Here is a 26,344-nt window from a genome sequence, read left to right as displayed (position 1 = left end):
TTCAGGTTGCCTGCTTTTGGAAAACATTGTACGATCAACATAGATTCCACATAAGGAGAACTGACACGATGTCACGATTTCATTTCTTTATCCTTGTCTTGCTCGTATCCATTTCCGGGTTTTCACAAGGCATGCTGCTGCCTGTCATTTCAATCATTTTTGAAACAAATGGAGAATCCGCTGCTATCAACGGCCTGCACGCGACCGGGCTGTATATCGGTGTGCTTTTGGCTTCGCCGTTTATGGAAGCGCCGCTCAGAAAGCTCGGATTCAAGCCGCTGATCGTCATGGGCGGAAGCATTGTCATTTTAAGCTTATTCGGATTTATTTGGCTTCAGTCAGTTTGGGTCTGGTTCCTGCTTCGCCTGTTCATTGGAATCGGCGACCACATGCTTCACTTTTCTACGCAAACGTGGGTGACCTCCATGTCATCAAAACAAAATCGCGGAAGAAACCTGTCTATTTACGGGCTTTCCTTTGGCCTTGGCTTTGCCGCAGGCCCGTTCATGGTGCCGCTTGTCAAGCTGAGTCCGTCGCTTCCTTTTATCGTGTCCGGCTGCATCAGTCTGTTTGCGTGGCTTTTTGTTTTCTTTCTACAAAATGCATACCCGGAAACCAGTCCTCATGAAACCAAATCAGACAATAGTTTCAGGCGATTTTATCAGGCCATGCTGTTTGGGTGGGTTGCCTTTATGCCTACATTTGGCTATGGCTTTTTGGAAACGGCGCTGAACGGAAGCTTTCCGGTGTACGCGCTCCGTTTGGGGATATCAGTAGACGCAGTAGCGATCATCCTTCCCGCATTTGCGATTGGAAGCATTATTTTTCAGTTTCCGCTCGGCATCCTCAGCGATAAATACGGCAGGCGGAATGTGCTGCTGGTGATTTTACTGACTGGGGCTCTTTGCTTTTTCATCGCCGGTGTATTTCCTTCGCCTTACGTGATCGGCGGCTGCTTTTTTATTGCGGGAATGGCAGTCGGATCAACCTTTACACTTGGCATCAGCTATATGACAGATCTTCTTCCGCCTCATCTCCTGCCGGCGGGAAACCTGCTTTGCGGCATTACATTCAGTCTCGGCAGCATCCTCGGTCCGGTTGCCGGCGGCTGGTATATGCAGACATTTGAAAGCGCAAACTTGTTCTACTTCATTACTCTCACGCTTAGCGCTGTGTGGCTGGCCCTTGTGCTGGGCAAACCGAAAAGCTGGTCACCGGCTGAAACCTATTCTTCATCTTCTTAATCAAAAAGCCTCCCGACATCATGTCAGGAGGCTTTTATGCTAATGGTAGCCGTTTTGTCCGTTGGCGCTTCCGCTTGTTTTATGGCTCGATTTGCTTTTCGAATTTTGTTTGTTATGGCTTCCGCCTTTTTTCGTATGCTTGGTCATCACGATATCCCCCCGACTTCTTTTTGAACCGAAGTTCGTTTATAGGGTGCGCTAATGGTAGGGATTTTCATCAGGAAGCTTTTTACGTTTATGTAAAAGAGCGTTGATTTCTCCGCCTAGGATAATTAAAATGCCGCTCAAGTAAAACCAAATCATCAGAACGATGATTCCCCCGATGCTCCCGTAAGTGGCGCTATAGTTCGCAAACGTGCTGACGTAAAATGAAAACAATGTGCTGACAACGATCCAGCCGATGGTCGCAAAGACCGCACCCGGCATGACAAACCGGAGAGACAGCTTTTTGTTCGGCGCAATCACATACAGCGCGGAAAAAACAATCAAAAGCACAAGCGGGCTGACACCCCAGCGAATGGCGGCCCAGACGGATAAAAACAGATCCGACGCGCCGACAAAGTCAGAAGCGAGCCTTCCAACCTCCCGGCCAAATACCGGCAGAAGCAAAGCCACTAAAATCGTAAATACCATGGCAATCGTCAAAAAAATAGAGGTTAGACGAACAATGATAAAAGAGCGGTTTTCTTCCACATCATACGCGTGGTTCAGCGACCGGACGATCGCGTTCATTCCATTAGACGCAGACCATAATGCGGCGATAATCCCGAATGACAGCAAACCGCCATTTCGATTATTTAAGGTTTGATGGGTAATGGATTCAACGAGAGACATCGCACTGGCGGGAGCATATTGTTCTATGACTCCTAAAACATCATCGGTAGAAAGCGGAAGATACGCGGTGAGCGTCAGCATAAAAATCAAAAACGGAAACAGTGACAATAGAAAAAAATACGCCAGCTCCGCTGATTTACTTTGTCCTTCATGAAGGGTATATCTGCTGAAAAGCTCTTTCAAAAAACTCATGTCGTCTCACCTCGCATGTTTGATCATTTTTTTGAAAAATGCTCTTTCGTTTCTTGCACGAGTTCCATCACTTGCGGCGTTGTTTTCTTCAGCTCTTTCACCTGCTGGTTCACAAAGTCGACTTCCTTTGAAAGCGTTTGGGCGAGCTTTTTGGCCTCATCCACTTTTGTGATAACAGTGTTTTTTAACAGCTCCGGATTGCTTTTATACAGTGAAAGTTTATGCTTGCATGTCAGCCATCTCATGCCGCACGCCTGTCTTGTCGGCTTATGGAGCAGTGATAACGCCGCGCCTGCCGCAGCTCCGAGAAATATCCCTTTCAGCATTAAACGTTCGTTGTTCATGCAAATTCTCCTTTCACTCACAATTGTTTTTCTTTTTGAATAGACGCAAGCAGATGCTCACAGCCCGATTTGATTAATTGGCAGACTTCTTCAAAATTCCCTGTGTAGTAAGGATCGGGAACGTCGGCAAGATCTGAATCTTCAACATAGTCCAAAAGCCTTTTGATATGTGAGGTGTTTTTAAATCCCGCCATGCTTCTGAGACTTCCGATATTTTCTGCATCCATTGCAATGATGTAATCAAAATCGGCCAGATCCTGTTCGCTGACTTGACGCGCCAGCATGCCATCAAAGCTGATTCCTTCTCTGCGCAATATCTCCTGCGTTCCCTCATGCGGCGGATTGCCGATGTGCCAGCCGCCGATTCCCGCTGAGTCCGCCTTGATTTTCTCCTCTAATCCTTTTTTGGCTGCAAGGTCCCGAAAAATCGCTTCCGCCATCGGAGACCGGCAAATGTTTCCTAAACAAACAAATAACACGCTTATCATATTGTCCAACCTCCCTATTCTTTGCCCCTATTTCTCTAAAAAGAAACCTTCATGACTATCTTAGTAGGATGTTCATTTTCTTTTCAACTGATGTCTTCACTTTTTTGGAATGAACAGCCTGCTTTTAGAATAGGGTTTTTTTCTGATGGAATTCTGTTAGAATAAAACATACCTATATTGCGCATAGAAAGGATGGAACCATTTGTCCAGCCCAAATACAGAAACATTAACTCAAATGATTGAAGAGATTTCCCAAAAGCTGAACATGCTGAACGTCGGCGTAATCAAAGCGGAGGATTTCAGTGATGAGAAGATTGAAGACCTCACGTACCTTCACAGAATGGTGATGAAAAAAGAATCATTCAGCCCAAGTGAAATGCAGGCGATTGCTCAAGAATTAGCCTCGCTTCGTAAATAATGGAGACTGGCCGGAAACTCGGCGAGTCTTTTTTATCATTTCCCCAAACCAAAACAGCAAAGTGTTCGAATAAGATTTGAAGGAGTACAAGCATGCAAACGACATCTATCAAAACAGCATCCGGAATGTATATCAACTACTTCTTTCTGGGGATGGTCAACATCATTCTCGCATCCAATATGTCTTCATTAACAAAACAGTGGAATACCGATCCGACCGGCATCAGTTATGTCATTGCCGCTATCGGGTTTGGCAAACTGCTGACATACGGCATTTCCGGAGTTCTATCAGATAAAATCGGCAGAAAGCCGCTTGTTGTCGCTTCTGCGGGAATTATGGCCGTTTTTTTAGTAGGTATTCCTTTATCACCGAGCTATGAGCTGGCGTTTGTGTTCGCCTTATTAGCCGGAGTCGCAAATTCAGCGATGGATGCCGGAACATATCCGGCCCTAACCGAGCTCTTTCCGTCTGCTTCCGGTTCGGCGAATGTCTTGGTCAAAGCCTTTATGTCTGTCGGGGCCGCACTTTTGCCGCTTTTGATCACATTTTTAGCAGACCACAGCATGTTTTACGGATTTGCTTTTTATCTGCCGGCAGCGGTCTATCTCCTGAATATTATTTATTTATCAACGCTTTCGTTTCCTAAAAAACATAAGAAACCAACTAATAGCGGCCAACAGGAATCTCCCGTTTTCTTGTCTGAACCCGTTTTTCAGAAGGAAGGCACCGCACTGATTATCATCGGTTTTACATCCACGGCTTTATTTACGGTTTCTCAAATCTGGCTCCCGAGCTACGCGCAAAAGGCAGCCGGTTTAGCTGAATCAGCATCTGTACAATTGCTGAGCTATTATAGTATAGGATCTCTGGCATCTGTTTTATTATTAGCCGTTTTGCTGAATAGATGGGTCAAACCTGTCTTCATAACGCTCTTATATCCTATTATTACTTTATGTACGCTCGCAGTCATGCTGACCGTTCATATCCCAGTTGTGCTGGACATCACTGCCTTTTTCTTAGGCTTTTCAACTGCGGGTGTGTTTCAAATTACCATTACGTTAATGACAGAGCTTTTCTGGAAGCGAAAAGGAACCGTTACCGGAATTGTAGCGACCGCTTCAAGCCTTGCATCGATTCTGCTGCCGATTGCAACAGGGCTTATCGCAAAAGCGGGGGGCATCGCCCATATTTTCATATTCGACTTCGGCATTGCGGTCATCGGAACGGCTGCAGCTGCTTTCTTGTATTACAGGTACAAGAAACTGACAGGTGCTCAAGCCTAAGCAACAAAAAAACGGACGCCCAAGAGCGTCCGTTTTTTCTTATTTCTCAAGCAATGCCAATGACTCGCGGTTAAATGCCGGTATATCGTCCGGTGTGCGGCTAGTGACCAATTGATCCTGGCAAACAACCACTTCCTTGTCCACAACGTCGGCACCGGCGTTTTCCATGTCAACACGAATGGACGTATAGCCCGTCGCTTTTCGGCCGTCGAGCGCTTTCGCATTGATTAAAAGCTGCGGGCCGTGGCAAATGGCGAATACCGGTTTTTTGTCAGTCATAAATGCTTTTGTAAATTGGACGAAACGATCGTCAGCGCGAAGCTGGTCTGGTGAAAATCCTCCGGGAATCAAAAGCGCATCAAAGTCTGAAGGGTTTACGTCGTCAATGGACGCGTCAACCGTCACTCCCGCTGTTCCCTGCTTGCCTTTTACTGTTTTTCCTTTTTCTTTTTCGATGACAGTCAGTTTATGTCCCGCTTCTTTAAAGGCTTTCGCAGGCTCAGTGTACTCGCTGTCCTCAAAATAATCTGTTAAAACAACTGCAATTTTTTTCCCCATGATTCATAACCTCCCGCTTTATATGTCTACATAAAACACTCTACCCCAGCCACACTAAAATAAACATTCCGCGATTGTGACAAACGATAAGCATAAATACCCAGTATTTGTCGCTTGATACTGCTACATAATACTCATTTTTCTCCCTTTTACAATAATCATAAAGAAACACCTACAAATAGTTACAAAATATTCTTACAATAGGAGCTGTAACACAAATTTCGTTGAAAGGTGGAGAACTGGTGAGAATACAGAAAAGACGAACACACGTCGAAAACATTCTCCGTATTCTTTTGCCCCCAATTATGATACTTAGCCTAATCCTCCCAACACCACCCATTCATGCAGAAGAAAGCGCGGCTCCTCAGGTGCATCTGAGTATTTTGGCTACGACTGATATTCATGCCAACATGATGGATTACGATTACTACAGCGACAAAGAAACGGCGGATTTCGGTCTGGCGAGAACAGCGCAATTGATCCAAAAGCACCGCGAGCAAAACCCTAACACCCTGCTTGTGGATAACGGCGACTTGATTCAAGGGAATCCGCTGGGTGAATACGCGGTGAAATATCAAAAAGACGACATTATCTCCGGCACGAAACCCCATCCGATTATCAGCGTCATGAATGCGCTGAAATACGACGCCGGAACGCTTGGCAATCATGAATTCAACTACGGGCTCGACTTTCTCGACGGCACAATCAAAGGAGCCGATTTCCCGATTGTAAATGCCAACGTCAAAACAACTAGCGGTAAAAACCGTTATACGCCGTATGTGATTAATGAAAAAAACCTCATTGATGAAAACGGTAATGAGCAGAAAGTAAAAGTCGGTTACATAGGCTTTGTCCCGCCGCAAATCATGACATGGGACAAAAAGAATCTCGAGGGGCAGGTGCAGGTGCAGGATATTGTAGAATCCGCCAATGAAACGATCCCGAAAATGAAGGCGGAAGGCGCAGATGTCATTATTGCCCTCGCCCACACCGGCATTGAAAAGCAGTCACAATCATCAGGTGCAGAAAACGCCGTGTTTGACCTTGCCACCAAAACGAAAGGCATTGACGCGATTATCTCGGGCCATCAGCACGGACTCTTTCCTTCCGCCGAGTATGCGGGTGTTGCTCAGTTCAATGTGGAAAAGGGAACAATAAACGGCATTCCTGTCGTCATGCCAAGCAGCTGGGGCAAATATTTAGGCGTGATTGACCTCAAGCTTGAAAAGGCGGACGGCTCATGGAAGGTAGCAGATTCCAAAGGAAGTATTGAATCTATTGCTGGCAACGTCACATCAAAAAACGAGACCGTTACAAACACCATTCAGCAAACACACCAAAACACACTGGAGTATGTCCGAAAGCCAGTCGGCAAAACCGAAGCAGATATTAACAGCTTCTTTGCACAGGTCAAAGATGATCCTTCCATTCAGATCGTGACTGACGCGCAAAAATGGTATGCCCAAAAAGAAATGAAGGATACTGAGTACAAGGACCTTCCAATTTTGTCGGCGGGGGCGCCGTTTAAAGCAGGCGGCAGAAACGGAGCCAATTACTATACAAACATTCCAGCCGGAGATCTTGCGATTAAAAATGTCGGTGACTTGTACCTTTACGATAATACTGTTCAAATCGTCAAGCTGACAGGCAGCGAAGTGAAGGACTGGCTGGAGATGTCAGCAGGCCAATTCAACCAAATTGATCCAGCCAAAGGCGGCGATCAGGCCTTGCTGAACGAGAATTTCCGCTCCTATAATTTTGACGTGATTGACGGTGTCACATATCAGGTCGATGTGACAAAACCGGCTAAATACAATGAGAACGGAAAAGTGATCAATGCGGATTCATCCCGGATCATCAACCTTTCCTATGAAGGCAAGCCGATCAGCCCAAGCCAGGAATTTCTCGTAGTCACCAATAACTATCGTGCGTCCGGAGGCGGCGGGTTCCCTCATCTGACAAGCGATAAAATTGTCCACGGCTCTGCAGTTGAAAATAGGCAGGTGCTGATGGATTACATTATTGAACAAAAAACAGTCAATCCAAAGGCAGACAACAACTGGTCAATCGCGCCTGTTTCCGGCACGAATCTGACGTTTGAATCCTCGCTTTTGGCCAAGCCATTTGCCGATAAAGCAGACGACGTCGCTTATGTAGGCAAGTCTGCGAATGAAGGCTATGGTGTGTATAAGCTGCAATTCGATGATGATTCAAATCCAGATCCTCCTAAAGACGGACTGTGGGACCTGACCGTCATGCACACCAATGATACGCACGCACATCTCGATGATGCAGCGAGACGAATGACGAAAATCAACGAAGTACGCAGCGAAACAAATCACAACATTCTCCTTGATGCGGGAGATGTGTTTTCCGGCGATCTGTATTTTACAAAATGGAACGGTTTGGCCGATCTGAAAATGATGAACATGATGGGCTATGACGCCATGACCTTCGGAAATCATGAATTTGACAAAGGCCCGACAGTGCTTTCTGATTTTCTAAGCGGAAACAGCGCAACCGTTGATCCGGCGAACCGCTATCACTTTGAAGCGCCGGAATTTCCGATTGTCAGCGCAAACGTAGATGTGTCAAATGAGCCCAAACTGAAATCATTTGTCAAAAAGCCGCAAACCTTTACGGCAGGTGAAAAGAAAGAGGCCGGCATCCATCCTTACATTCTGTTAGACGTTGACGGGGAGAAAGTCGCCGTATTCGGCCTGACAACGGAAGATACGGCCACCACATCAAGCCCGGGCAAAAGCATCGTATTCAATGATGCCTTTGAAACAGCACAAAACACCGTCAAAGCGATTCAGGAAGAAGAACAGGTAAATAAAATTATTGCTTTAACCCATATCGGTCATAACCGTGATCTTGAGCTAGCCAAAAAAGTAAAAGGCATTGACTTGATCATCGGCGGACACACTCACACCCTCGTTGACAAAATGGAGGTCGTAAACAGCGAAGAACCGACGATCGTGGCGCAGGCAAAAGAATACGGCCAATTCTTGGGGCGCGTTGATGTCGCGTTTGATGAAAATGGCGTTGTGCAAACAGACAAATCAAATCTGAGCGTGCTGCCAATTGATGAGCATACAGAAGAAAACGCAGAAGCAAAACAAGAGCTTGATCAGTTCAAAAGTGAATTAGAAGACGTGAAAAATGAAAAAGTCGGCTATACGGATGTGGCGCTTGACGGCCAGCGTGAGCATGTGCGCACGAAGGAAACAAATCTCGGAAACTTCATTGCGGACGGTATGCTGGCAAAAGCGAAAGAAGCAGCCGGCGCCAGAATAGCGATAACAAATGGCGGCGGCATCAGAGCCGGCATTGACAAAGGGGATATCACACTCGGCGATGTGCTCAACGTGATGCCGTTCGGCAATACGCTTTACGTGGCCGATTTAACCGGAAAACAAATTAAAGAAGCCCTTGAACAAGGCCTAAGCAATGTGGAAAATGGCGGCGGCGCTTTCCCTCAGGTGGCCGGAATCGAATATACCTTTACATTAAACAACAAACCTGGACACCGTGTGTTAGAAGTAAAAATTGAATCGCCTAACGGAGACAAAGTTGCTATAAATACGGATGATACCTACCGCGTGGCAACAAATAATTTTGTCGGTGCCGGAGGAGACGGATACTCTGTCTTTACAGAAGCCTCCCATGGTGAAGACCTTGGCTACGTTGATTATGAGATTTTCACCGAACAGCTGAAAAAACTAGGAAACAAGGTCTCTCCTAAGCTTGAAGGACGGATCAAAGAAGTATTCCTGCCGACAAAGCAGGAGGACGGCAGCTGGACACTTGATGAAGACAAATTTGCGATTTACGCTAAAAATGCCAACACGCCGTTTGTCTATTATGGAACACATGAAGGATCTCAAGAGAAGCCTATCAATCTTAAAATGAAAAAAGATCAGGTCAAACTTTTGAAAGAAAGAGAATCAGATCCTTCATTGACGGTGTTCAACTACTGGTACAGCATGAAGATGCCAATGGCGAACCTTAAATCAGCAGACACTGCAATCGGAATCAAGTCGACGGGAGAATTGGATGTGTCACTGGCAGATGTATATGACTTTACAGTGAAGCAAAAAGGAAAAGAAATAAAATCATTCAAGGAGCCCGTTCAGCTTTCGCTTCGCATGTTTGATATTGAAGAAGCCCATAACCCTGCCATTTATCATGTCGACAGGAAAAAGAAAGCTTTCATAAAGACAGATCACGGATCAGTTGACGATGATATGGTGACAGGATATACAAACCACTTCAGCGAATACACGATCTTAAATTCCGGAGAGAACAACAAACCGCCTGCATTCCCGTCAGATCAACCGACAGGCGGTGATGACGGCAATCATGGCGGCGGCTCCGACAAACCAGGCGGAAAACAGCCAACTGACGGAAACGGAGGAAATGATACGCCTCCCGGCACTCAACCGACTAACGGCTCTGGAGGAAACGGTTCGGGCGGATCAGGAACAGACGGTCCGGCTGGCGGCCTGCTTCCGGACACAGCCACATCCATGTACTCGATCCTGTTGGCCGGATTTCTGATCAGCGCACTCGGCACCGCAATGTACTTACATCAGAGGAGAAAACAGAATAGAGCGAATCAGGCATAAAAAAGAGCTGCTCGCTAAGCGAGCAGCTTTCTTTATTTAAACCCACTTCACAACATCTTCAACAGCAGATCTTGTTTTCGGACGAGGGTCTCTCACTCGGTAGCCAAATGCCACCATCACAGAAATATCGAAGCTTCCGTTTTCCAGAAGGCCTTCTTCTTCAAGAATACGGTGAATGTGATCGTACTGGAAGCCTTCTATCGGGCAGGAATCAACACCGATTTGCGCAGCGGCAGTCATCATGTTGCCAAGCGCGATATAGGTTTGTTTTGATGCCCAGTCAAACAATGTTCTGTCACTTTCAAGCAAATGCAAATCGTTTTTCTGGAATTCTTCTGTTTTGCTTAAATAGCCTTCGTACACGTCTTGCGGCATTTGTTTTACTTCTTTTAAATGACGTTTGATGTAGTCCGCATTATATTTGATATCCTTCGCTGTACGCGCAAGAATCAGGACGAAATGGCTTGCGGTCGGCAGCTGCTTTTGCGCGCCCCATGTGTATTCACGAAGCTTCTCGCGGAACTCCGGATTTTGGACGACGACAAATTTCCAAGGCTCAAGGCCGAGTGAGCTCGGAGACAGTCTTCCTGTTTCTAAAATAAATTCAAAATCGCTGTCTGACACTTTTTTATTCGGGTCAAATTCCTTAGTCGCATGCCTGAAATTGTATGCATCCAGAATTTGTTTCTTTAGATCTGCCATGTAAAACACCTCTCCTTTAGGTTACTCTCATCTCTATTGTAGCCATTATGATAAAAAGTAAAAGTACGCACATTTTTGTTGGATAGTATCAATTTTGATACCAAACAAAAAAGCGCGCTGCCGCAGGCAGGCGCCTCTCTCATTTCCCCCGCCGCGCAAAATCAACAAATCGGAATTTGTCGAGACGGTGTCTGCTTTCCGTATATTGAAACAAACTGGTATCCTCCAAAAAGACGTAGTTTCTCACCACGACCATATGGTCATAGCCGCGTAAATCGAGCAGCTCTCTGTCCTCGTCCGTACACGGCTCGGCGACAATTTCTTTTTGGGCGTAACTGATCGAAAGACCGAGCTCTCCTTCTATATATTCATATATGGAGTTTTCACAAATTTCTTTCGTCAGGTGAGGGACATGCTTTCTGAAAAAGTAATCCTTGTCCAAAATCACATGTTCCCCGTCAATCTTTCTAGACCTGATGACTTCCCAGATGTCGTCATCCAGATTGGCCCGGAGCTGTTTTTGGATCAGCTCTGACGGAGGCTCCAGCCCGAATTTGTGTACAGTTGTTTTCGTTTCTTTGCCAAGCGTTTGCGCGAGCTCCTTGAAGCTGACAAGGCCCGAAACGGGAAACTGCATTTTTTCACGATTGAGCACGACGGAGCCTTTTCCCCTGATTTTCTGGATATAACCGTTTTGCGCGAGCATATGAAGCGCCTTTCGGACCGTTTCTCTTGATGTACCGTACTGTGCGGTCAACTCATGTTCAGACGGAAGAATCTCCTCCGCTTTCCATCGGCCGCCTTCAATTTGCTGTGCGATGTCTTTATAAATTGTGATGAATTTATTCACCTTCATTATGGACCACCCAGCTTAGTTTAACACGGTTTCGTTAAACGATAAACAATGGACTCATACGGGCGAAGCGTCATGTTCTGAAGCCCTTCCCTTGCTTCATCGTTCGTCAACAGCACCTCTGCCTTCCATTCGTCAGGCGCTAAAGAGTCCGGCAGTGTAAAGGCCGCCTCTGTCCCGTAAAAATTATTGATCACGAGCAGCTTTTCATTGCTGCCGTGTCTGAGATACGCAAAAATGTTCGGGTCATCCTTTGCGATTATCTCATACGTACCCTCTGTCACAATGTCATACATTTTGCGAATCTGAATCAATTTTTGATAATGGTAAAACACCGAATTCTGATCCCTCAGCGCCGCTTCAGCATTGATTTCCCGGTAATTTCCTGCAACCGGTATCCATGGTGTGCCCGTTGTAAAACCGCCATTCTCCGTAGCATCCCACTGAACGGGGGTTCTGGAATTGTCACGGGATTTCGCCTGTAAAATGGCTGTAATATCTTGATCAGCCATTCCTTTTTCCTTAAAGGCGTGATACATGTTCAGCGATTCGACATCCCGATAGGAGCTTATGTCAGTGAACTTCGGATTCGTCATCCCCAGCTCCTCGCCCTGATAAATATAAGGCGTGCCCTGCATCATATGAATGGCCGTAGCAAGCATTTTCGCCGATTTCACCCTATATGCGCCATCATCTCCATATCTTGATACAACGCGCGGCTGATCATGATTGCACCAGAACAGAGCGTTCCATCCCCCTCCTGCGTGCATCCCAGTTTGCCAGTCGGATAGGATCCCCTTCAGCTTCAAAAAATCAAACGGCGCCAAGGCCCATTTTTCGCCGTTAGGATAGTCAACCTTGAGATGATGGAAGCTGAATGTCATATCAAGTTCTTTATTGTCAGGATTCGTATACCGGATGCAGTGGTCTACGGTTGTTGAAGACATCTCACCGACCGTCATGCTGTCGTAATGTGAAAACACCTTTTCGTTCATTTCATGCAGAAATTCGTGCACCCGCGGCCCGTCAGTGTAAAAAGAGCGGCCGTCGCCTTCCTCCGCATTCGGAAAGCGCTGATCTTTAGAAATCAGGTTGATGACATCAAGCCTAAAGCCGTCTATTCCCTTTTCAAACCAAAAATGCATCATGTCATAGACATGCTTTCTGACCTCTTCATTTTCCCAATTCAAATCAGCCTGCGTCACATCAAACAGATGCAAATAGTATTGGCCCGATGCTTCGTCAAGCTCCCATGCCGAGCCGCCGAATTTCGATTCCCAGTTCGTCGGAACAGAACCGTTTTCCTGCGGGTCTTTCCATATATAAAAATCACGGTACGGGCTGTCTATTGAAGAGATCGCCTCGCGAAACCATTTGTGCTCTGTTGACGTATGATTGACAACAAGATCCATGACGACTTTCAGGTCTCTTTTATGTGCTTCGGACACTAGCCGCTCAAAATCCTCCATCGTTCCGTATTCAGGATAAATCGAGTAATAATCACGAATATCGTACCCATTATCATGCTGCGGAGAATCATAAATCGGCGTCAGCCAAAGCACATCCACCTGAAGTGTTTTTAAGTAATCAAGCTTTTCAATAATGCCGTTCAGATCGCCGACACCATTTCCTGTCGTATCGTTAAAGCTTTTCGGATAAATTTGATAAACCACAGCTTTTTTCCACCATGGCGTTTGTTCTGTTTTCATCTGTTTCCACCACCATATTTAAATTGAAAACGGGAAAAGGGAACGTTCAACACGTCCCGCTCCCCATTTGTTATTTATGTTTGAATCTCGCATACGCGTATGTTCCGGCAAACGGCACGATCAATACAATAGCCATCCCGATTGCAAACGCGCCCCAGTACTGGCTCATGATTGAGAAAATCCCCGGCACGCCGCCGACACCGACGGAGCTTGCCAGCACACCTTGAGAAGAAATATACATTCCGGCCAGGCCAGAGCTGACCATTGCAATGATAAACGGGAATCTGTATCGCAGATTCACCCCAAAGATGGCAGGCTCTGTAATGCCAAGATAAGCAGAAATCCCTGATGTGAGGGAGAGGCCTTTTTGTTTCTCATCCTTCACGATAAACATCATGGCTAGAGCGGCCGAACCTTGTGCGATATTAGAAAGCGCCAGCATCGGCCATAAAAAGGTGCCGCCGAGCTTTGAACCGATGAGCTGCAGGTCGACTGCAAGAAACGTGTGATGCATACCGGTAATCACGAGCGCTGAGTAGAAACCGCCATATAACAGACCGCCCAGTGCGGCAAAAGAACCAAACACCGAGATAAGCCCTGAAGTCAGTACATTACCGATCGCAAATGTAATCGGGCCGATAATGATAAAAGAGGCAAATCCTGTTAAGAGAAGCGTAATTGGTGCGACAACGAGCAGCTGTATGCTCTCAGGTGTGCGTTTTGTTAAAAATACCTCAATCTTCGCCAGCATATAAGAAGCAAGCAAAATTGGGAGCACCTGGCCCTGATAGCCGACTTTCTGCACCTCTAGGCCGAATAGATTCCATACCGGGATCTCTCCGCTTTGTTCTGCCGCGCCATATCCCCACGCATTCAGCAAATCAGGATGCACGAGCATAACTCCGAGCACAATGCCGAGAAGCGGATTGCCGCCGAACCGCTTGACGGCAGACCATCCGATTAACGCAGGCAAAAACGTAAAGGCCGTGCCTGCAATCAGGTTAATCATATTAGCAAGATCCGCCCACTGCGGATAAACCTGCACAATCGATTTTGTGCTGAAGAAAATGCCTTCCGCCGTTAAAATGTTATTGATCCCCATTAAAAGACCCGCCGTGACAATCGCAGGCAATATTGGAATAAAAATATCTGCAAGCGTTTTCACAGTACGCTGCAAAGGATTCATATTTTTTTCTGAGGCCTTCTTCACTTCATCCTTTGTTGACTCGCCAATCCCCGTTTCCTTGACCAGTTCAGCATATACTTTGTTGACAGTTCCCTGGCCGATTACGACCTGAAACTGTCCGTTTGTCGAGAATGATCCCTTTACCACATCAATTTGATCAAGCATCTCTTGGTCAACCTTGCTTTCATCTATTAAAGCAAAACGCAAACGTGTAACACAATGAGTTGCCGCTGCAATATTTTCAGCACCGCCGACTGCTTCGACAATCTGACGTGCCGATTTGTTCAGTTCCCCCATGCCAACCCCTCCGTATCCGTTTTTATAACTTGTATATACAACTTATAATCATATTGTATTCCTGTATATACAGGTAGTCAACACTTTTTATAGCGCTTTCATCCTAGTCTGGAATATATGAAACAGACAAGGTTACCCTAAAAGTCACAAGCACTTATTGTGACATTAAAAAGCAGGGTGAGTCTCTATGAATAAACGCGACAAAGCGCTTCAGCTCATCAAAGAGCTTGAAGACAATCAGGACAGGCCGATCTCTCCCAATTTGAAGGAAAACCTCGATAATCTGACCTTATTAACAGAAGACTGCTCAGACATCGTATTTAGACAATTTGACTTTGGAAACGGGCTGTGCGGATTTATTGTTTATATCGAAGGAATTGTAAAATCTGAACATATTCAGGATCACGCACTCCGCCCTTTCTTAATGCATTTGACGGAACAAATAAATGAACATGAAGAGGCGCTGCAAAATACTCTATCAATTTCAAGTGTTGCAATAGAAACGAGTATGAGCAAAGTGGCTGCATCCATCATTGAGGGGAACGCGGTTTTATTTGCCGACGGGCACTCAAAAGGCCTGATCTTAAATATAAAAGGCGGACAAAGAAGAAGCATTGAAGAGCCGATAACAGAATCGACCATCAGAGGGTCAAGAGAGGGCTTCACTGAAAGCCTCAGGGTCAATACCGCTCTTGTGCGGTTTCGCGTCAAAACGTTTCAGCTTAAAATGATCTCATTTAAAATCGGCACAAAAACCAAAACAGATGTTGTCTTGGCCTATATTGACGGGCTTGCCGATCCAAAGGTCATTGACAAAGCAAAAAAAAGAATCAAAAAGATAAAGATTGATGCTGTCTTAGAAAGCGGATATATTGAAGAATTTATCGAAGACGACACGTACTCGCCATTCCCCCAGCTGCAATACACAGAAAGGCCGGACACCGTCGCCGCCCAGCTTCTCGAAGGCCGATTTGCCATTTTCACAGATAATACGCCCTTTGTCTTAACAGGCCCGATTACGTTTTGGCAGCTTATGCAGGCCAGTGAAGATTACTATGAGCGTTATTTGATGTCTAACTTAATCCGCTGGCTTCGCTATATGTTTTTATTCGTTGCTTTATATTTGCCGGCTATTTATGTTGCCGTTATTACATACCATCAGGACTTAATGCCGACAAACTTAATGTTCAGTGTGGCCTCCGCGCGTGAACCGATTCCTTTCCCCGCCATCATAGAAGCATTGATTATGGAAATTTCTTTTGAGGCTCTCCGTGAGGCGGGAGTGCGCCTGCCGAAAACCATCGGCCAGACCGTCAGTATTCTCGGGGCCCTAGTCATTGGGACAGCCGCTGTTGAAGCGGGAATTGTGTCTGCCCCCATGGTGATCATCGTATCGTTAACAGGGATCGCGTCATTTACAATTCCGCGGTTTAACTTAGCTATCTCCATCAGGATGCTTCGTTTCCCGCTTATGTTTTTGGCAAGTATTTTTGGGATATTCGGCATTATGCTCGGCACGATTATCTTAGTGCTTCATTTATGCAAGCTGCAATCTTTCGGCATTCCTTATTTATCCGGGATTTCTCCGTTTAAACGAGATGAAGTAAAAGATATTTTTGTCAGGGCGCCTTGGTGGACGATGACCAGAAGGCCGGGCACGTATTCGCGCGGCAACGGACAGAAGGGAGCGAAAAGAGAGGACCCAAAAGATGAAGAAAACAATATATAAGTGTGTTTTGCCGCTTCTCATTTGTATCCTTCTAACGGGGTGCTGGGACCGGACAGAAATCAATGACATTGCATTTGTTGTCAGCTCAGCCATTGATAAGAAAAAAGATCAGCATCGAGTGGCCATGCAGATTCCCTTGGTCGGTCAATTAGGCGGACAAACAGGGGGCGGCGGCGGAACTGCCGGTTCAAAAACATGGTATGTTGATTCAGCTTCCGGCACTACGATCAGAGAAGCGAACAACAAGCTGCAAACCTCCTTGTCACGGACAATCAATACGTCCCACAGACGTACAGTCATTATTGGAGAGGATATGGCGAGAGACGGCGTTGCCCCAGTCTTTGATATTTTAACGCGAAATCCGCAGAACAGATTAACGGCGCTCATTTTAGTCAGCCGGGGAGAAGCGCGGGACATTTTAAACACCGATGTTCAGCTTGAACAGTTTCCGGCGGAAATGATTCGGGAGCTGGCCATTATCGCAACGAGCCGCCCCGTTTTCTTAAGCAGATTCATGTCTGATCTAGTAGAAATAGGCAGTGATCCGTATGCACCGGTCATCTCTGCATCTAAAACAAAACCTGGAGGGAAAGGCAAATCTAATTTGAAAATTGACGGGCTTGCGATCTTTAAAAAGGACAGATTGATGGATATTTTCAAAGATGAACACATGACAGCAGCCCTAATGTTGCTGAATCAAGCCCGCCAGCCAGAATTCATAGTAGACCTGCCGAATCAAATGGGACAAGCATCCATTCAGCTTCAAAAGTCTAATGCATACTTTCATGCCGCTGAAAAAAACGGAAAGCTGTCAATGACAATTGAGATCAGAGCCAAAGGAATTATTATGGAAAACCAATCAACCTATGAGACGAGAGAAACTGACCAGTATTACATCATTCAAAAAGCATTAAACAGAACCATAAAGAAGGACGTGATCAGCACCGTTCATCGTTTGCAAAAGCTAAAGGCGGACCCGGCCGGCTTTCAAGACAGGACCATCAGAAGCACGGCAACCACGAAGAATCTGCTGAAAAAGGAATGGGAAGAGGTATATAAGGATATGGAGGTTCACGTCGTCCCAATTGTGACGATTGAGCAGGGCGGTGTCCTATACAAAACGATCAGCCATTAATGGAGGTGCGTCAGCATGATCAGCTATATCGTACAGACATTGATTGTGTGCATTGCCATATACGCATATGAATGGAAGAATTTTCGTTCCGCTAACAATCTAACAAAATGGGCCTTCAGCCTGCTGATTGCAGGAAGTGCTTTTCTATGGATTTATATGAGAGTGAATCCCCTGCTTCCGCGGCTGGGGCACCTGTTTAAATATATTCCGTTTTGAACATGACAGAAAGGATGTGCTTTATGGACAAGACCTCTGCATACCAAGGATTATTTTTCGGAGCTCTGTATACGTTAGCGGTCGGATTAAAGCATGCTCCGATTCTCATGATCGAATCAGCAAAACAAAATGCCTGGCACAGCTACATCCTCGGCGTTGTCATCGTGATTCCGGCACTCTGGCTCATGCATAGGCTGATGAAAAAGCATCAGGATAAAAATATCTATGAGCTGCTGAGCGATTCCTCACCAATCGCAGGCCGGATTATCATTTTACTGTTTTCTTTGTATTTCCTGTTAATCAATGCTCATGATATACGTTTTTTCATCAATTTGATTAACATTTTATTTCTCCCGAGAACACCAATGGCTGTTCTTGGCGGTGTTATTATCTTTGTGGCGATCTGTATTGCCAGAGAGGGAAAAGAAACATTGACCAGAATGGCGCAGATATTCCTATTTCCATTCGGCATCCTGGTCTTGTTCCTTCCATTTACGCTGGCCACACAAATTGAGCTTCAAAACTTGACGCCTGTTTTTGAAGGTCTAATCCCATACCTTCAATCAGGCTATTACGCGTTTGGGACAATGGGGGAATTGATTATCCTTCCGCTTCTCTTCTCAAACCGGAGCGTCCCGCTAAAATACACCATTTTCGCGATACTGCCGGGCGCTTTATTGCTGGCCGTGATGTTATTTTCTTCAATTTCTGTCTTTGGTCCCAACCTGACATCTACTTTCTTTGATCCTGCTTATATGGTCATCAGGCAGATCCGCATTACGGATTTTCTGGATCGCTCAGACCTGATCATCGCGGCCTTTTGGATTCCGGTCATTATGGTGAAGATAGCAGGTTCCCTATATATCGTGGTATACGGCCTTTCGTTTTTACACTCAAAAATCGACCCGAAAGCCATGTATACACCAATCGGCATGTTCTCAGTCGTATGCAGCTTTTGGTTCTTTTTAAATACAAATCAGCTAATCGACTTTAACAGAATCAAACCAATCATTAATGTAGTGATTTCTCTTTTGCTGCCTTTACTCATTTATTTGATCATAAAAAGCAAAGCGTTGTTCGGCGCCAAAGCAAAGCACTAGGAGTTTTTAGCTTCTTTTGTTTGATAAACAGGATTCTGTTTTGTTTTCCTTATATCTTTCAGGTAGTACTGTTCAGATGTAAAGAATTCGGTGTACAGCGCTTTTACCTTTCTGCTCAATAACAACAGCGCAATCACATTTGGAACGAGAATAAAAGCCAATGCTAAGTCCAAAAAACCCCAAATGGCTTTTGCTCCGCCTGCGGCACCTATGATAATAGCCGCTAAATAAACGAATTTGATCACGTGTCCTGCCAGCCGCCCGAACAGAAATTCAGCTTGCTTTACGCCGTAAAAAATGACAACCATAATGGTTGATACGACAAAGAAGACTAGGGAAACCGAAACGAAGTACCCTCCGCCAGAACCGAAATAATGCTGAAATGCAGCCGTCGTCAGTGCTGCCGGATCAATTGAGGCGTTCTTCCCTGTCCAGACACCAGATGCAAGAACGACAAAAGCGGTGGTCGTGCAGATGATCAAGGTGTCAATGACAATGCCGATCACAGACCAAAACCCTTGCCGCACAGGATGATCAGTCATTGCTGCCGCATGTGCAATCGGGGCTGTTCCCATTCCGGCTTCATTAGAATAAAGCCCGCGGGCAAATCCCCAGCGAACGGTTTCCGCCAACGCAGCACCTGCGAACCCTCCAACTGCTGAAGAAGAGGTAAACGCATTTGAAAAAACGAGAGAGAAAAACGCCGGCACTGATGATAGATTCATGAGAACAATCAGGAGACCGGCTCCCGCGTATGCCCCTGCCATAAGAGGCACGACAAACTCTGTTACTTTTCCGATCCGCTTTACCCCTCCTATCACCACTAACCCAATCAAAAATGCAATTCCGATTCCTGCGTATATTTTATTGAAAGAAAACGTCTCGGCAAGCGAGACTGAAACCGAATTTCCCTGAACCATAATGCTGGGGATCAGCTCCACAATCAGCGCAACAGAGAAGAATACGCCGAGCCATTTCATGCGCAGCCCTTTTGTTATGTAATACATCGGTCCCCCGACGTATTCACCCTGCTCATTTTTTTCTCTGTAATGAACAGCAAGAACACTTTCAGAAAACTTAATCGCCATGGCAAATAAGGCAATAAGCCACATCCAAAAAACCGCTCCTGGTCCTCCAAACATAATAGCGGCAGGCACACCGACAATGTTCGCTGCACCGATCGTTGAACTGAGGGCTGAGGTCAATGCCTGAAGCGGTGTGACTGTGCCCTCTCCCTTCGGCTTTTTTCCTACGCTGCCAATTGTCTGTTTGAAAATGTATAAAGGATAGCGAAATTGAAAACCTTTCAGCAAAATAGTGAAATACAACCCCGTCCCCGTCAGCAGGATGATTAGCGGCGGGCCCCACAGCCAATCAGATATATGCTCTATCCATACTAATAGTCGTTCCATCCCATCACCCTTTTTTCGTTTATGGGTCATTTCCCATAGATGGAAAAACATAAACCTTTTGACATAGAACTTGGAACATAAAAAGGATGGCTTTTATCAATCGCCATCCTGCAGATCAGACAAATCAGCTGGAAGAAGGTCTGTTTCGTCCAAGCCGGTCATATACTTTATTCTTATAAAAAGCGGATGCTGGCTTTGAAAACATGCTTTTTTTGTCGACAAGCTTATCAAGCAGCAATTGCTTTTCAGATTTTTTTCTAATTAATTGCTCGCGTTCTTTTTCGTCATAGCACTTTTCGATTAAATGGTCGATGGTCATAAGCTCTTTTTTGAGCGCGCCCTCGTCCTCTGCCATTCCCGCGTTTTTCAAAATACGATAGCCCATGCGCAGCGATTCCGGCAAGTGTGCCGCGTCATCCTTCGGCAGCGGCTTTCCCATTCCCGGGAGGTTTTGAAAGTCCCCGTCTTTGATGGCGCGCTTAATTTTATCTTCAGACACAATATGGGAAAAATCCATCATTTCACCTCTTTTTATCTATACCTTATATTTTATCATACAATTCTCAATGTACCATTTTATTCCTTTATTTCTAGAAAGATACCTTGTTTTACATTTGGTAATATCAAAGCGAAACGTTGATTCGACGGCGTTTTTCGCCACTTTCTCCATCATACGATTTTCACTTTTCTAATCTGCTGATTCGTGTTATATTGGATACGTTCGTTTTTTCTATCGTTTCGCTCGAACTGGATCGGAAAAAAGGAGTGTAACAATGAAAACATTTATAAAAGAAAGAGGACTGGCCTTCTTCTTAATTGCGGTCGTCCTGTTATGGATCAAAACGTATGTCGGTTATGTCCTGAACTTCAACTTAGGAATAGACAACACGATACAAAAAATATTGCTTTTTGTGAATCCTCTTAGCTCAAGCTTGTTCTTTCTTGGCTTTGGACTCTTGTTCAAGAAAAAATTACAGCAGACAGCCATTATAGTGATTCATTTTTTAATGTCTTTTTTACTGTACGCAAACATTGTGTACTACAGATTTTTCAATGATTTTATTACAATTCCGGTCATTATGCAGGCTAAAACAAACGGCGGCCAACTCGGTGACAGCGCATTTTCGCTGATGAGACCGACTGACGCCTTTTACTTTATCGATACGATCATCCTGATCATCTTGGCGATCAAAGTAAACAAGCCTGCCGAAACGTCAAGCAAAAAATCGTTCCGAATTATTTTTGCGTCTTCAATTCTTGTGTTCTTGATCAACCTGGCAGTTGCGGAATCAGACCGTCCTGAATTGCTGACAAGATCATTCGACCGGAACTATCTTGTGAAATACTTGGGAACATACAATTTCACGATTTATGACGCTGTACAGAATATCAAGTCCAACAGCCAGCGCGCGCTTGCCGATTCCAGCGACGTGACGGAAGTGGAAAACTACATGAAAGCCAATTACGATGTGCCGAATAACGTGTATTTCGGCAAAGCGGAAGGAAAAAACGTCATTTACGTTTCACTTGAATCTTTGCAGTCATTTATTATCGACTATAAAATTGACGGCAAAGAAGTGACACCGTTCTTAAATAAACTGGCACATGATAACGAAACGTTCTACTTTGATAACTTTTTCCACCAAACGGGACAAGGTAAAACATCTGATGCTGAATTTATGATGGAAAACTCTCTGTACCCGCTGGCTCAAGGTTCAGTTTTCGTAAACAAAGCACAAAACACGCTGCAATCCGTTCCGGCGATTCTGAAGTCTAAGAATTACACATCTGCTACTTTCCACGGGAACACGCAGACGTTCTGGAACCGTAACGAAATGTACAAAGCGGAAGGCATTGATAAATTCTTTGATTCTGCTTACTATGACATGAACGAAGAAAACACGAAAAACTACGGCATGAAAGACAAACCGTTCTTCAAAGAATCAATGCCGCTGCTGGAAAGCCTGCCGCAGCCGTTCTATACGAAGTTCATTACCCTGTCTAACCACTTCCCATTCGGAATGGATGAGGGGGATACAGACTTCCCGGCTGGAGACTTTGGTGACTCTGTCGTCGATAACTACTTCCAGTCAGCCCATTACCTTGATCAGTCCATTGAACAATTCTTCAATGATCTGAAAAAAGACGGGTTATATGATAAATCGATTATTGTGATGTACGGAGACCACTACGGCATCTCTGAAAACCACAATAAAGCGATGGCGAAAGTGCTTGGCAAGGATGAAATCACTGATTACGACAACGCCCAGCTTCAACGGGTGCCGCTCTTTATCCACGCTGCCGGCGTGAAGGGCGAGAAAGTTCATAAATATGCCGGAGACGTTGATGTGGCTCCTACCATTCTGCATCTGCTCGGAGTGGATACGAAGGACTATCTGATGTCCGGGTCTGATATTTTATCGAAAGAACACCGTGAAGTGATTCCGTTCCGAAACGGAGACTTTATTTCACCGAAGTACACGAAAATATCCGGTAAGTATTACGACACGAAAACCGGAAAAGAACTCGATGAATCCGAAGTCGACAAGTCAGAAGACTCGCTCGTCAAGAAGGAACTTGAAATGTCCGATAAAATCATAAACGGAGACCTGCTGCGGTTCTACGAGCCGAAAGGTTTTAAGAAGGTGAATCCTTCTGATTATGATTACACAAAACATGACGAAGATTCTTCCGAAACGTCAAAGGATAACGAAGATAAATAAGAAAAAGCGGAGAGGTTGCCCTCTCCGCTTTTTTTATTTGACAGCAGCCCTCAATTCTTCCGCCGCAAATTCCACATTCGGGCCAATAATGACTTGAACCGATTGCCCGCCTGATTTGACAACCCCTTTTGCGCCTGCTTTCTTTAGCAGCGCTTCATCCACCAAAGCGGTATCCTTCACAGTCAGTCGCAGCCTTGTGGCGCAATGATCAATGGTTTGAAGGTTTTCTTTTCCGCCGAGCCCTTTCAGCATGATGTTTTCATTTACATCCTGGACAGTATTTTCATCCAGCACTTCATCCACATCATCGTCTTCCCGTCCAGGCGTTTTTAAATTCAAAGCCTTAATCAGTACATAAAACACGATAAAGTATACTGCCGCATAGCATATACCTACCAAAAGCAGAAGCAGCGGTTTTTCTGCGATTCCATAGCTGAGCACATAATCGATAGCTCCAGCTGAAAAAGAAAAGCCTGAACGGATGCCGAGCCAGTTGACGATAAATAAAGATAACCCGGTTAAGACCGCGTGAACAGCGTATAAAAGCGGAGATAAAAACATAAATGCAAACTCAATCGGCTCCGTAATCCCTGTGATAAACGCTGTTAAAGCAAATCCAATCATCATTCCAGCCGTCGCTTTCCGTTTAGACGGCTTCGCAGTCACAACCATAGCCAGACACGCCGCCGGAAGACCGAACATCATGATTGGGAAGAATCCGGTCATATATGTGCCCGCTGTCGGATCTTTCGCGAAAAAGCGCGCCAGATCCCCTGTCACTCCGTTATATTCTCCAAATTGGAACCAGAAAATATTGTTCAGCACATGGTGAAGGCCAAGCGGAATTAACAGCCTGTTGAATAGGCCGAATATGCCTGCCCCGATGCCGCCGAGCCCGAGCATCCACTCTCCAAACGAGTTTATACACGATTGAATCGGCGGCCAGACGACTCCGAATATGCCCGCTAAAATGATCGTAATAATGGCTGTTATAATCGGCACAAGCCGTCTGCCACTGAAGAACCCGAGATATTCAGGCAGCTTGGTATCCTTGAAGCGGTTATAGGTGTAACCGGCAATTAAACCGGCAATAATTCCCCCAAACACCGCCATGTTATTTGTTTTATCAATTGTCTTTGTTGCCGCGTCAAGCATCAGATACGATATCGCCCCTGATAAACCCGCGGCCCCATTGCTGTCTTTTGAAATGCCGATGGCAATTCCGATCGCAAAAATAAGCGGCAGATGATCAAAAACCGCCGTCCCCGCCTGATAGACAAACGGGATATTAAATACATCCTCTCTGCCAAGCGCAAGGATAATTCCAACCGCAGGCAGAACCGCAATCGGGAGCATAAATGACTTCCCGAGTTTTTGTAAAAATGAAAGCATACCCATCCCCCTCATACCCTTTTTTTTCAAATATACCATATAAGATATCTAGTGATCTATACCAATTTTCCCGGGGGTATTTCTTTTTTCCCAGGTCCGTGTGTTTCCTATTTTTAAGACAGTTGTGGTAAGCTTAATCTAGATTATTTAAAAAGAAAGCGGGAATGACAGATGATTGTAACAAACGATCAAGAATTAGAAGGCCTGAAAAAAATCGGAAGAATCGTCGCGCTTGCGCGTGAAGAAATGAAGCGGAAGGCAGAGCCCGGCATGAGCACAAAAGACCTTGACCTTATCGGAAAAGCTGTGCTTGATGAGCACGGCGCCGTTTCAGCTCCTGAGAAGGAATACGATTTTCCAGGTGTGACATGCATCAGCGTAAATGATGAAGTGGCTCACGGCATACCAAGCACATCCAAAATTTTAAAAGCAGGGGACCTTGTCAACATCGACATCTCCGCTGAATTTGGCGGCTTCTATTCCGACACAGGCATCTCATTTGTGCTCGGTGAAGGAGAAGAACGCCTTCATAAGCTTTGCCAATGCGCGGAAAACGCATTTCAAAAGGGGCTTCAGCAGGCAAAAGCGGGCAAGCGCCAAAACCAGATCGGAAGAGCCGTTTATCATGAAGCACGCTCTCAAGGCTTTACCGTCATCAAAACCCTGACCGGCCACGGAATCGGCCGAAGCCTGCATGAAGCGCCGAACCACATCATGAACTATTATGATCCGTTTGATAACGCACTGTTCAAAAATGGCACAGTCATCGCGCTTGAACCGTTTATTTCAACGAAAGCAGAAACGATTGTTGAAGCTGGAGACGGCTGGACGTTCAAGACGCCGGATAAAAGCATGGTTGCCCAAGTTGAACACACGATCGTCATCACAAAAGATGAACCGATTATCCTGACGAAACTGTAAAACACATTCCGGGCTTCCGGCAGGTTTAACCTCCTCCAATAGCAGGTAAAACATCATTATTCTGCACGAGGAGGTCTTGCAATGAACAGAGATCAAGAAAAAATCCAAATTGAAAACGAAATGAACGCGATGCATGGCACAATAAAAGAAGACATTTTAAAAGACTTTGAGGAATTTAAAGGCTACTTGAAAAAACAAGTCAACCGAGGCAAAAAGCTGGGATTGGATGACGGCAAGCTTGTAAAAAGCGCTGCGATCCTGGGAGACTACCTCGCAAAGCATGAAGAGCCGCAAAACGGTGAAGAAATGCTGCTGCAAGAGCTTTGGAGCGTTGCAGACGAAGATGAGAAAGAACTTTTGGCACAGCTTCTGGTCAAATTGGTTGATAAACAATAAAACATGAGCCGGGCGATATGCGCCCGGCTTTCTTGATATTGTCACAGCCCGGCTCTTTCAGATATGCTACACTACTATTATGTCTGTGAAAGGAGCCTTTATCTGCATGTGGTTTATTATTTTCGGCATCATTTTTTTCATTGAAGGCATCATTATGACCGTTTACGGCGTTAAGAAAAAAAACGGGATGCTCACATATATCGGCATTGTTTTCGCCATTATGACATTTGGCGTTGTCATGATCAAACTAACCGGCCATTAAATCATATTCGGCTTTTGCTCCGCATATACATACAGAAGAACATTCGTACATCTAGTGCGAAAGACTCAGTTTTCCCCGCATCTCTTTTCAGCATCTTTTTATAGATGTTACAATGCCAATCGTTTCGAAATCAGATAGGGAAAGGAGTTTTCTGACATGCATTACGGCAGTAAAGGCTGGTATGTGGCAGAACTAAAAAAGCAGGGGATCACGCACCATGAGGGAAGAAAGCTTCAAAGCTATAAAACCTATTTTCTTGCCAACCTGCTTGAAACAAAGAAAAAACAATCTTAAATATGGCAAAGCCGCGCACGTTGAT

25 protein-coding genes are annotated in these 26,344 nt (G+C 45.3%); 13 read left to right on the top strand and 12 right to left on the bottom strand.

Annotated elements, in window-relative coordinates:
- Positions 1 to 68: 68 nt before the first annotated feature.
- The gene (locus KXZ66_RS04270; RefSeq protein ID WP_003243008.1) at positions 69 to 1,244 is read left to right on the top strand and encodes an MFS transporter; all 1,176 of its coding nucleotides are present in this window, start codon (positions 69 to 71) and stop codon (positions 1,242 to 1,244) included.
- Positions 1,245 to 1,442: 198 nt separating this feature from the next.
- On the opposite strand, the gene KXZ66_RS04265 is transcribed toward KXZ66_RS04270, so the two are convergent.
- The 3 genes from KXZ66_RS04265 to yfkJ are packed head-to-tail and all read right to left on the bottom strand — an operon-like array spanning position 1,443 to position 3,102.
- Positions 1,443 to 2,270 carry a YihY family inner membrane protein gene (locus KXZ66_RS04265; protein WP_160244134.1) on the bottom strand — a complete coding sequence of 276 codons (828 nt, stop codon included), beginning with the start codon at positions 2,268 to 2,270 and terminating at the stop codon, positions 1,443 to 1,445.
- A 23-nt stretch (positions 2,271 to 2,293) separates the two neighbouring features.
- Entirely contained in the window at positions 2,294 to 2,614 is a 321-nt protein-coding gene (locus KXZ66_RS04260; RefSeq protein WP_003233665.1) for a hypothetical protein, read from the bottom strand.
- Positions 2,615 to 2,631: 17 nt separating this feature from the next.
- Complete coding sequence (yfkJ, locus tag KXZ66_RS04255) at positions 2,632 to 3,102, bottom strand: protein-tyrosine-phosphatase (protein ID WP_019712686.1); 471 nt, start codon at positions 3,100 to 3,102, stop codon at positions 2,632 to 2,634.
- 202 nt (positions 3,103 to 3,304) lie between these two features.
- On the opposite strand from yfkJ, the gene KXZ66_RS04250 reads away from it, so the two are divergent.
- Both KXZ66_RS04250 and KXZ66_RS04245 read left to right on the top strand, forming a co-directional pair.
- Positions 3,305 to 3,520, top strand: coding sequence for a DUF1128 domain-containing protein (locus KXZ66_RS04250; RefSeq protein ID WP_003243712.1), 216 nt, complete (start codon positions 3,305 to 3,307; stop codon positions 3,518 to 3,520).
- A gap of 92 nt (positions 3,521 to 3,612) precedes the next feature.
- Positions 3,613 to 4,803, top strand: a complete 1,191-nt coding sequence (locus KXZ66_RS04245; RefSeq protein ID WP_003243812.1) for an MFS transporter — start codon at positions 3,613 to 3,615, stop codon at positions 4,801 to 4,803.
- A gap of 39 nt (positions 4,804 to 4,842) precedes the next feature.
- Here the strand turns inward: KXZ66_RS04245 and yfkM are convergent, their stop codons facing one another.
- The gene (gene yfkM / locus KXZ66_RS04240; protein WP_041851172.1) at positions 4,843 to 5,361 is read right to left on the bottom strand and encodes a general stress protein 18; all 519 of its coding nucleotides are present in this window, start codon (positions 5,359 to 5,361) and stop codon (positions 4,843 to 4,845) included.
- Positions 5,362 to 5,603: 242 nt separating this feature from the next.
- Between yfkM and KXZ66_RS04235 the strand changes: the two genes are divergently transcribed.
- The gene (locus KXZ66_RS04235; protein ID WP_219144820.1) at positions 5,604 to 9,992 is read left to right on the top strand and encodes a multifunctional 2',3'-cyclic-nucleotide 2'-phosphodiesterase/3'-nucleotidase/5'-nucleotidase; all 4,389 of its coding nucleotides are present in this window, start codon (positions 5,604 to 5,606) and stop codon (positions 9,990 to 9,992) included.
- Positions 9,993 to 10,028: 36 nt separating this feature from the next.
- Here the strand turns inward: KXZ66_RS04235 and KXZ66_RS04230 are convergent, their stop codons facing one another.
- The 4 genes from KXZ66_RS04230 to treP form a co-directional block, all read right to left on the bottom strand.
- The gene (locus tag KXZ66_RS04230; RefSeq protein ID WP_014476144.1) at positions 10,029 to 10,694 is read right to left on the bottom strand and encodes an NAD(P)H-dependent oxidoreductase; all 666 of its coding nucleotides are present in this window, start codon (positions 10,692 to 10,694) and stop codon (positions 10,029 to 10,031) included.
- 139 nt (positions 10,695 to 10,833) lie between these two features.
- Positions 10,834 to 11,550: a trehalose operon repressor gene (gene treR / locus KXZ66_RS04225; protein ID WP_003233679.1), complete on the bottom strand. Its 717-nt coding sequence runs from the start codon at positions 11,548 to 11,550 to the stop codon at positions 10,834 to 10,836.
- A gap of 20 nt (positions 11,551 to 11,570) precedes the next feature.
- A complete protein-coding gene (gene treC / locus KXZ66_RS04220) occupies positions 11,571 to 13,256 on the bottom strand; it encodes an alpha,alpha-phosphotrehalase (RefSeq protein ID WP_128740129.1) in 1,686 nt (561 codons plus the stop codon).
- 70 nt (positions 13,257 to 13,326) lie between these two features.
- A complete protein-coding gene (gene treP / locus KXZ66_RS04215) occupies positions 13,327 to 14,739 on the bottom strand; it encodes a PTS system trehalose-specific EIIBC component (protein WP_161621424.1) in 1,413 nt (470 codons plus the stop codon).
- A gap of 187 nt (positions 14,740 to 14,926) precedes the next feature.
- Here treP and KXZ66_RS04210 point away from each other — a divergent pair, with 187 nt between their 5' ends.
- The 4 genes from KXZ66_RS04210 to KXZ66_RS04195 are packed head-to-tail and all read left to right on the top strand — an operon-like array spanning position 14,927 to position 18,919.
- Positions 14,927 to 16,468 (top strand): spore germination protein, encoded by a 1,542-nt coding sequence (locus KXZ66_RS04210; RefSeq protein ID WP_153257327.1) that lies wholly within the window; start codon positions 14,927 to 14,929, stop codon positions 16,466 to 16,468.
- Entirely contained in the window at positions 16,449 to 17,603 is a 1,155-nt protein-coding gene (locus KXZ66_RS04205; RefSeq protein ID WP_219144819.1) for a Ger(x)C family spore germination protein, read from the top strand. Before KXZ66_RS04210 ends, KXZ66_RS04205 begins: the two co-directional genes overlap by 20 nt.
- A gap of 15 nt (positions 17,604 to 17,618) precedes the next feature.
- Entirely contained in the window at positions 17,619 to 17,819 is a 201-nt protein-coding gene (locus KXZ66_RS04200; RefSeq protein WP_003233686.1) for a hypothetical protein, read from the top strand.
- Positions 17,820 to 17,842: 23 nt separating this feature from the next.
- Positions 17,843 to 18,919: an endospore germination permease gene (locus KXZ66_RS04195; protein WP_219144818.1), complete on the top strand. Its 1,077-nt coding sequence runs from the start codon at positions 17,843 to 17,845 to the stop codon at positions 18,917 to 18,919.
- Here KXZ66_RS04195 and KXZ66_RS04190 read toward each other — a convergent pair.
- From KXZ66_RS04190 to KXZ66_RS04180, 3 genes are all read right to left on the bottom strand, one after another.
- Positions 18,916 to 20,331 (bottom strand): alanine/glycine:cation symporter family protein, encoded by a 1,416-nt coding sequence (locus tag KXZ66_RS04190; RefSeq protein WP_015252561.1) that lies wholly within the window; start codon positions 20,329 to 20,331, stop codon positions 18,916 to 18,918. The two genes, KXZ66_RS04195 and KXZ66_RS04190, sit on opposite strands and share 4 nt — an antisense overlap.
- 124 nt (positions 20,332 to 20,455) lie before the next feature.
- Complete coding sequence (locus KXZ66_RS04185; RefSeq protein ID WP_029317492.1) at positions 20,456 to 20,848, bottom strand: DnaJ family domain-containing protein; 393 nt, start codon at positions 20,846 to 20,848, stop codon at positions 20,456 to 20,458.
- A gap of 18 nt (positions 20,849 to 20,866) precedes the next feature.
- Positions 20,867 to 21,004, bottom strand: a complete 138-nt coding sequence (locus KXZ66_RS04180; RefSeq protein ID WP_072557053.1) for a hypothetical protein — start codon at positions 21,002 to 21,004, stop codon at positions 20,867 to 20,869.
- A 100-nt stretch (positions 21,005 to 21,104) separates the two neighbouring features.
- On the opposite strand from KXZ66_RS04180, the gene ltaS reads away from it, so the two are divergent.
- Positions 21,105 to 23,054 carry a lipoteichoic acid synthase gene (gene ltaS / locus KXZ66_RS04175; protein ID WP_003233694.1) on the top strand — a complete coding sequence of 650 codons (1,950 nt, stop codon included), beginning with the start codon at positions 21,105 to 21,107 and terminating at the stop codon, positions 23,052 to 23,054.
- A gap of 33 nt (positions 23,055 to 23,087) precedes the next feature.
- On the opposite strand, the gene nagE is transcribed toward ltaS, so the two are convergent.
- Positions 23,088 to 24,446 (bottom strand): N-acetylglucosamine-specific PTS transporter subunit IIBC, encoded by a 1,359-nt coding sequence (nagE, locus tag KXZ66_RS04170; protein WP_014479158.1) that lies wholly within the window; start codon positions 24,444 to 24,446, stop codon positions 23,088 to 23,090.
- 171 nt (positions 24,447 to 24,617) lie between these two features.
- Here nagE and map point away from each other — a divergent pair, with 171 nt between their 5' ends.
- The 4 genes from map to KXZ66_RS04150 all read left to right on the top strand — a co-directional run bounded on the left by map (position 24,618) and on the right by KXZ66_RS04150 (position 26,319).
- The gene (gene map / locus KXZ66_RS04165) at positions 24,618 to 25,367 is read left to right on the top strand and encodes a type I methionyl aminopeptidase (protein ID WP_003233698.1); all 750 of its coding nucleotides are present in this window, start codon (positions 24,618 to 24,620) and stop codon (positions 25,365 to 25,367) included.
- Between the two features lie 81 nt (positions 25,368 to 25,448).
- Positions 25,449 to 25,763, top strand: coding sequence for a DUF3243 domain-containing protein (locus KXZ66_RS04160; protein WP_151870338.1), 315 nt, complete (start codon positions 25,449 to 25,451; stop codon positions 25,761 to 25,763).
- Positions 25,764 to 25,869: 106 nt separating this feature from the next.
- Entirely contained in the window at positions 25,870 to 26,025 is a 156-nt protein-coding gene (locus KXZ66_RS04155) for a hypothetical protein (RefSeq protein ID WP_003244572.1), read from the top strand.
- A 156-nt stretch (positions 26,026 to 26,181) separates the two neighbouring features.
- Positions 26,182 to 26,319, top strand: a complete 138-nt coding sequence (locus KXZ66_RS04150) for a YflJ family protein (RefSeq protein ID WP_003239885.1) — start codon at positions 26,182 to 26,184, stop codon at positions 26,317 to 26,319.
- The last annotated feature ends 25 nt before the right edge of the window (positions 26,320 to 26,344 follow it).

Origin of the sequence: Bacillus sp. LJBS17 (assembly GCF_019334685.1) — a bacterium.
In the GTDB taxonomy this organism is placed as follows: domain Bacteria; phylum Bacillota; class Bacilli; order Bacillales; family Bacillaceae; genus Bacillus; species Bacillus subtilis.
This window is presented reverse-complemented; position numbering and strand designations above follow the sequence as displayed.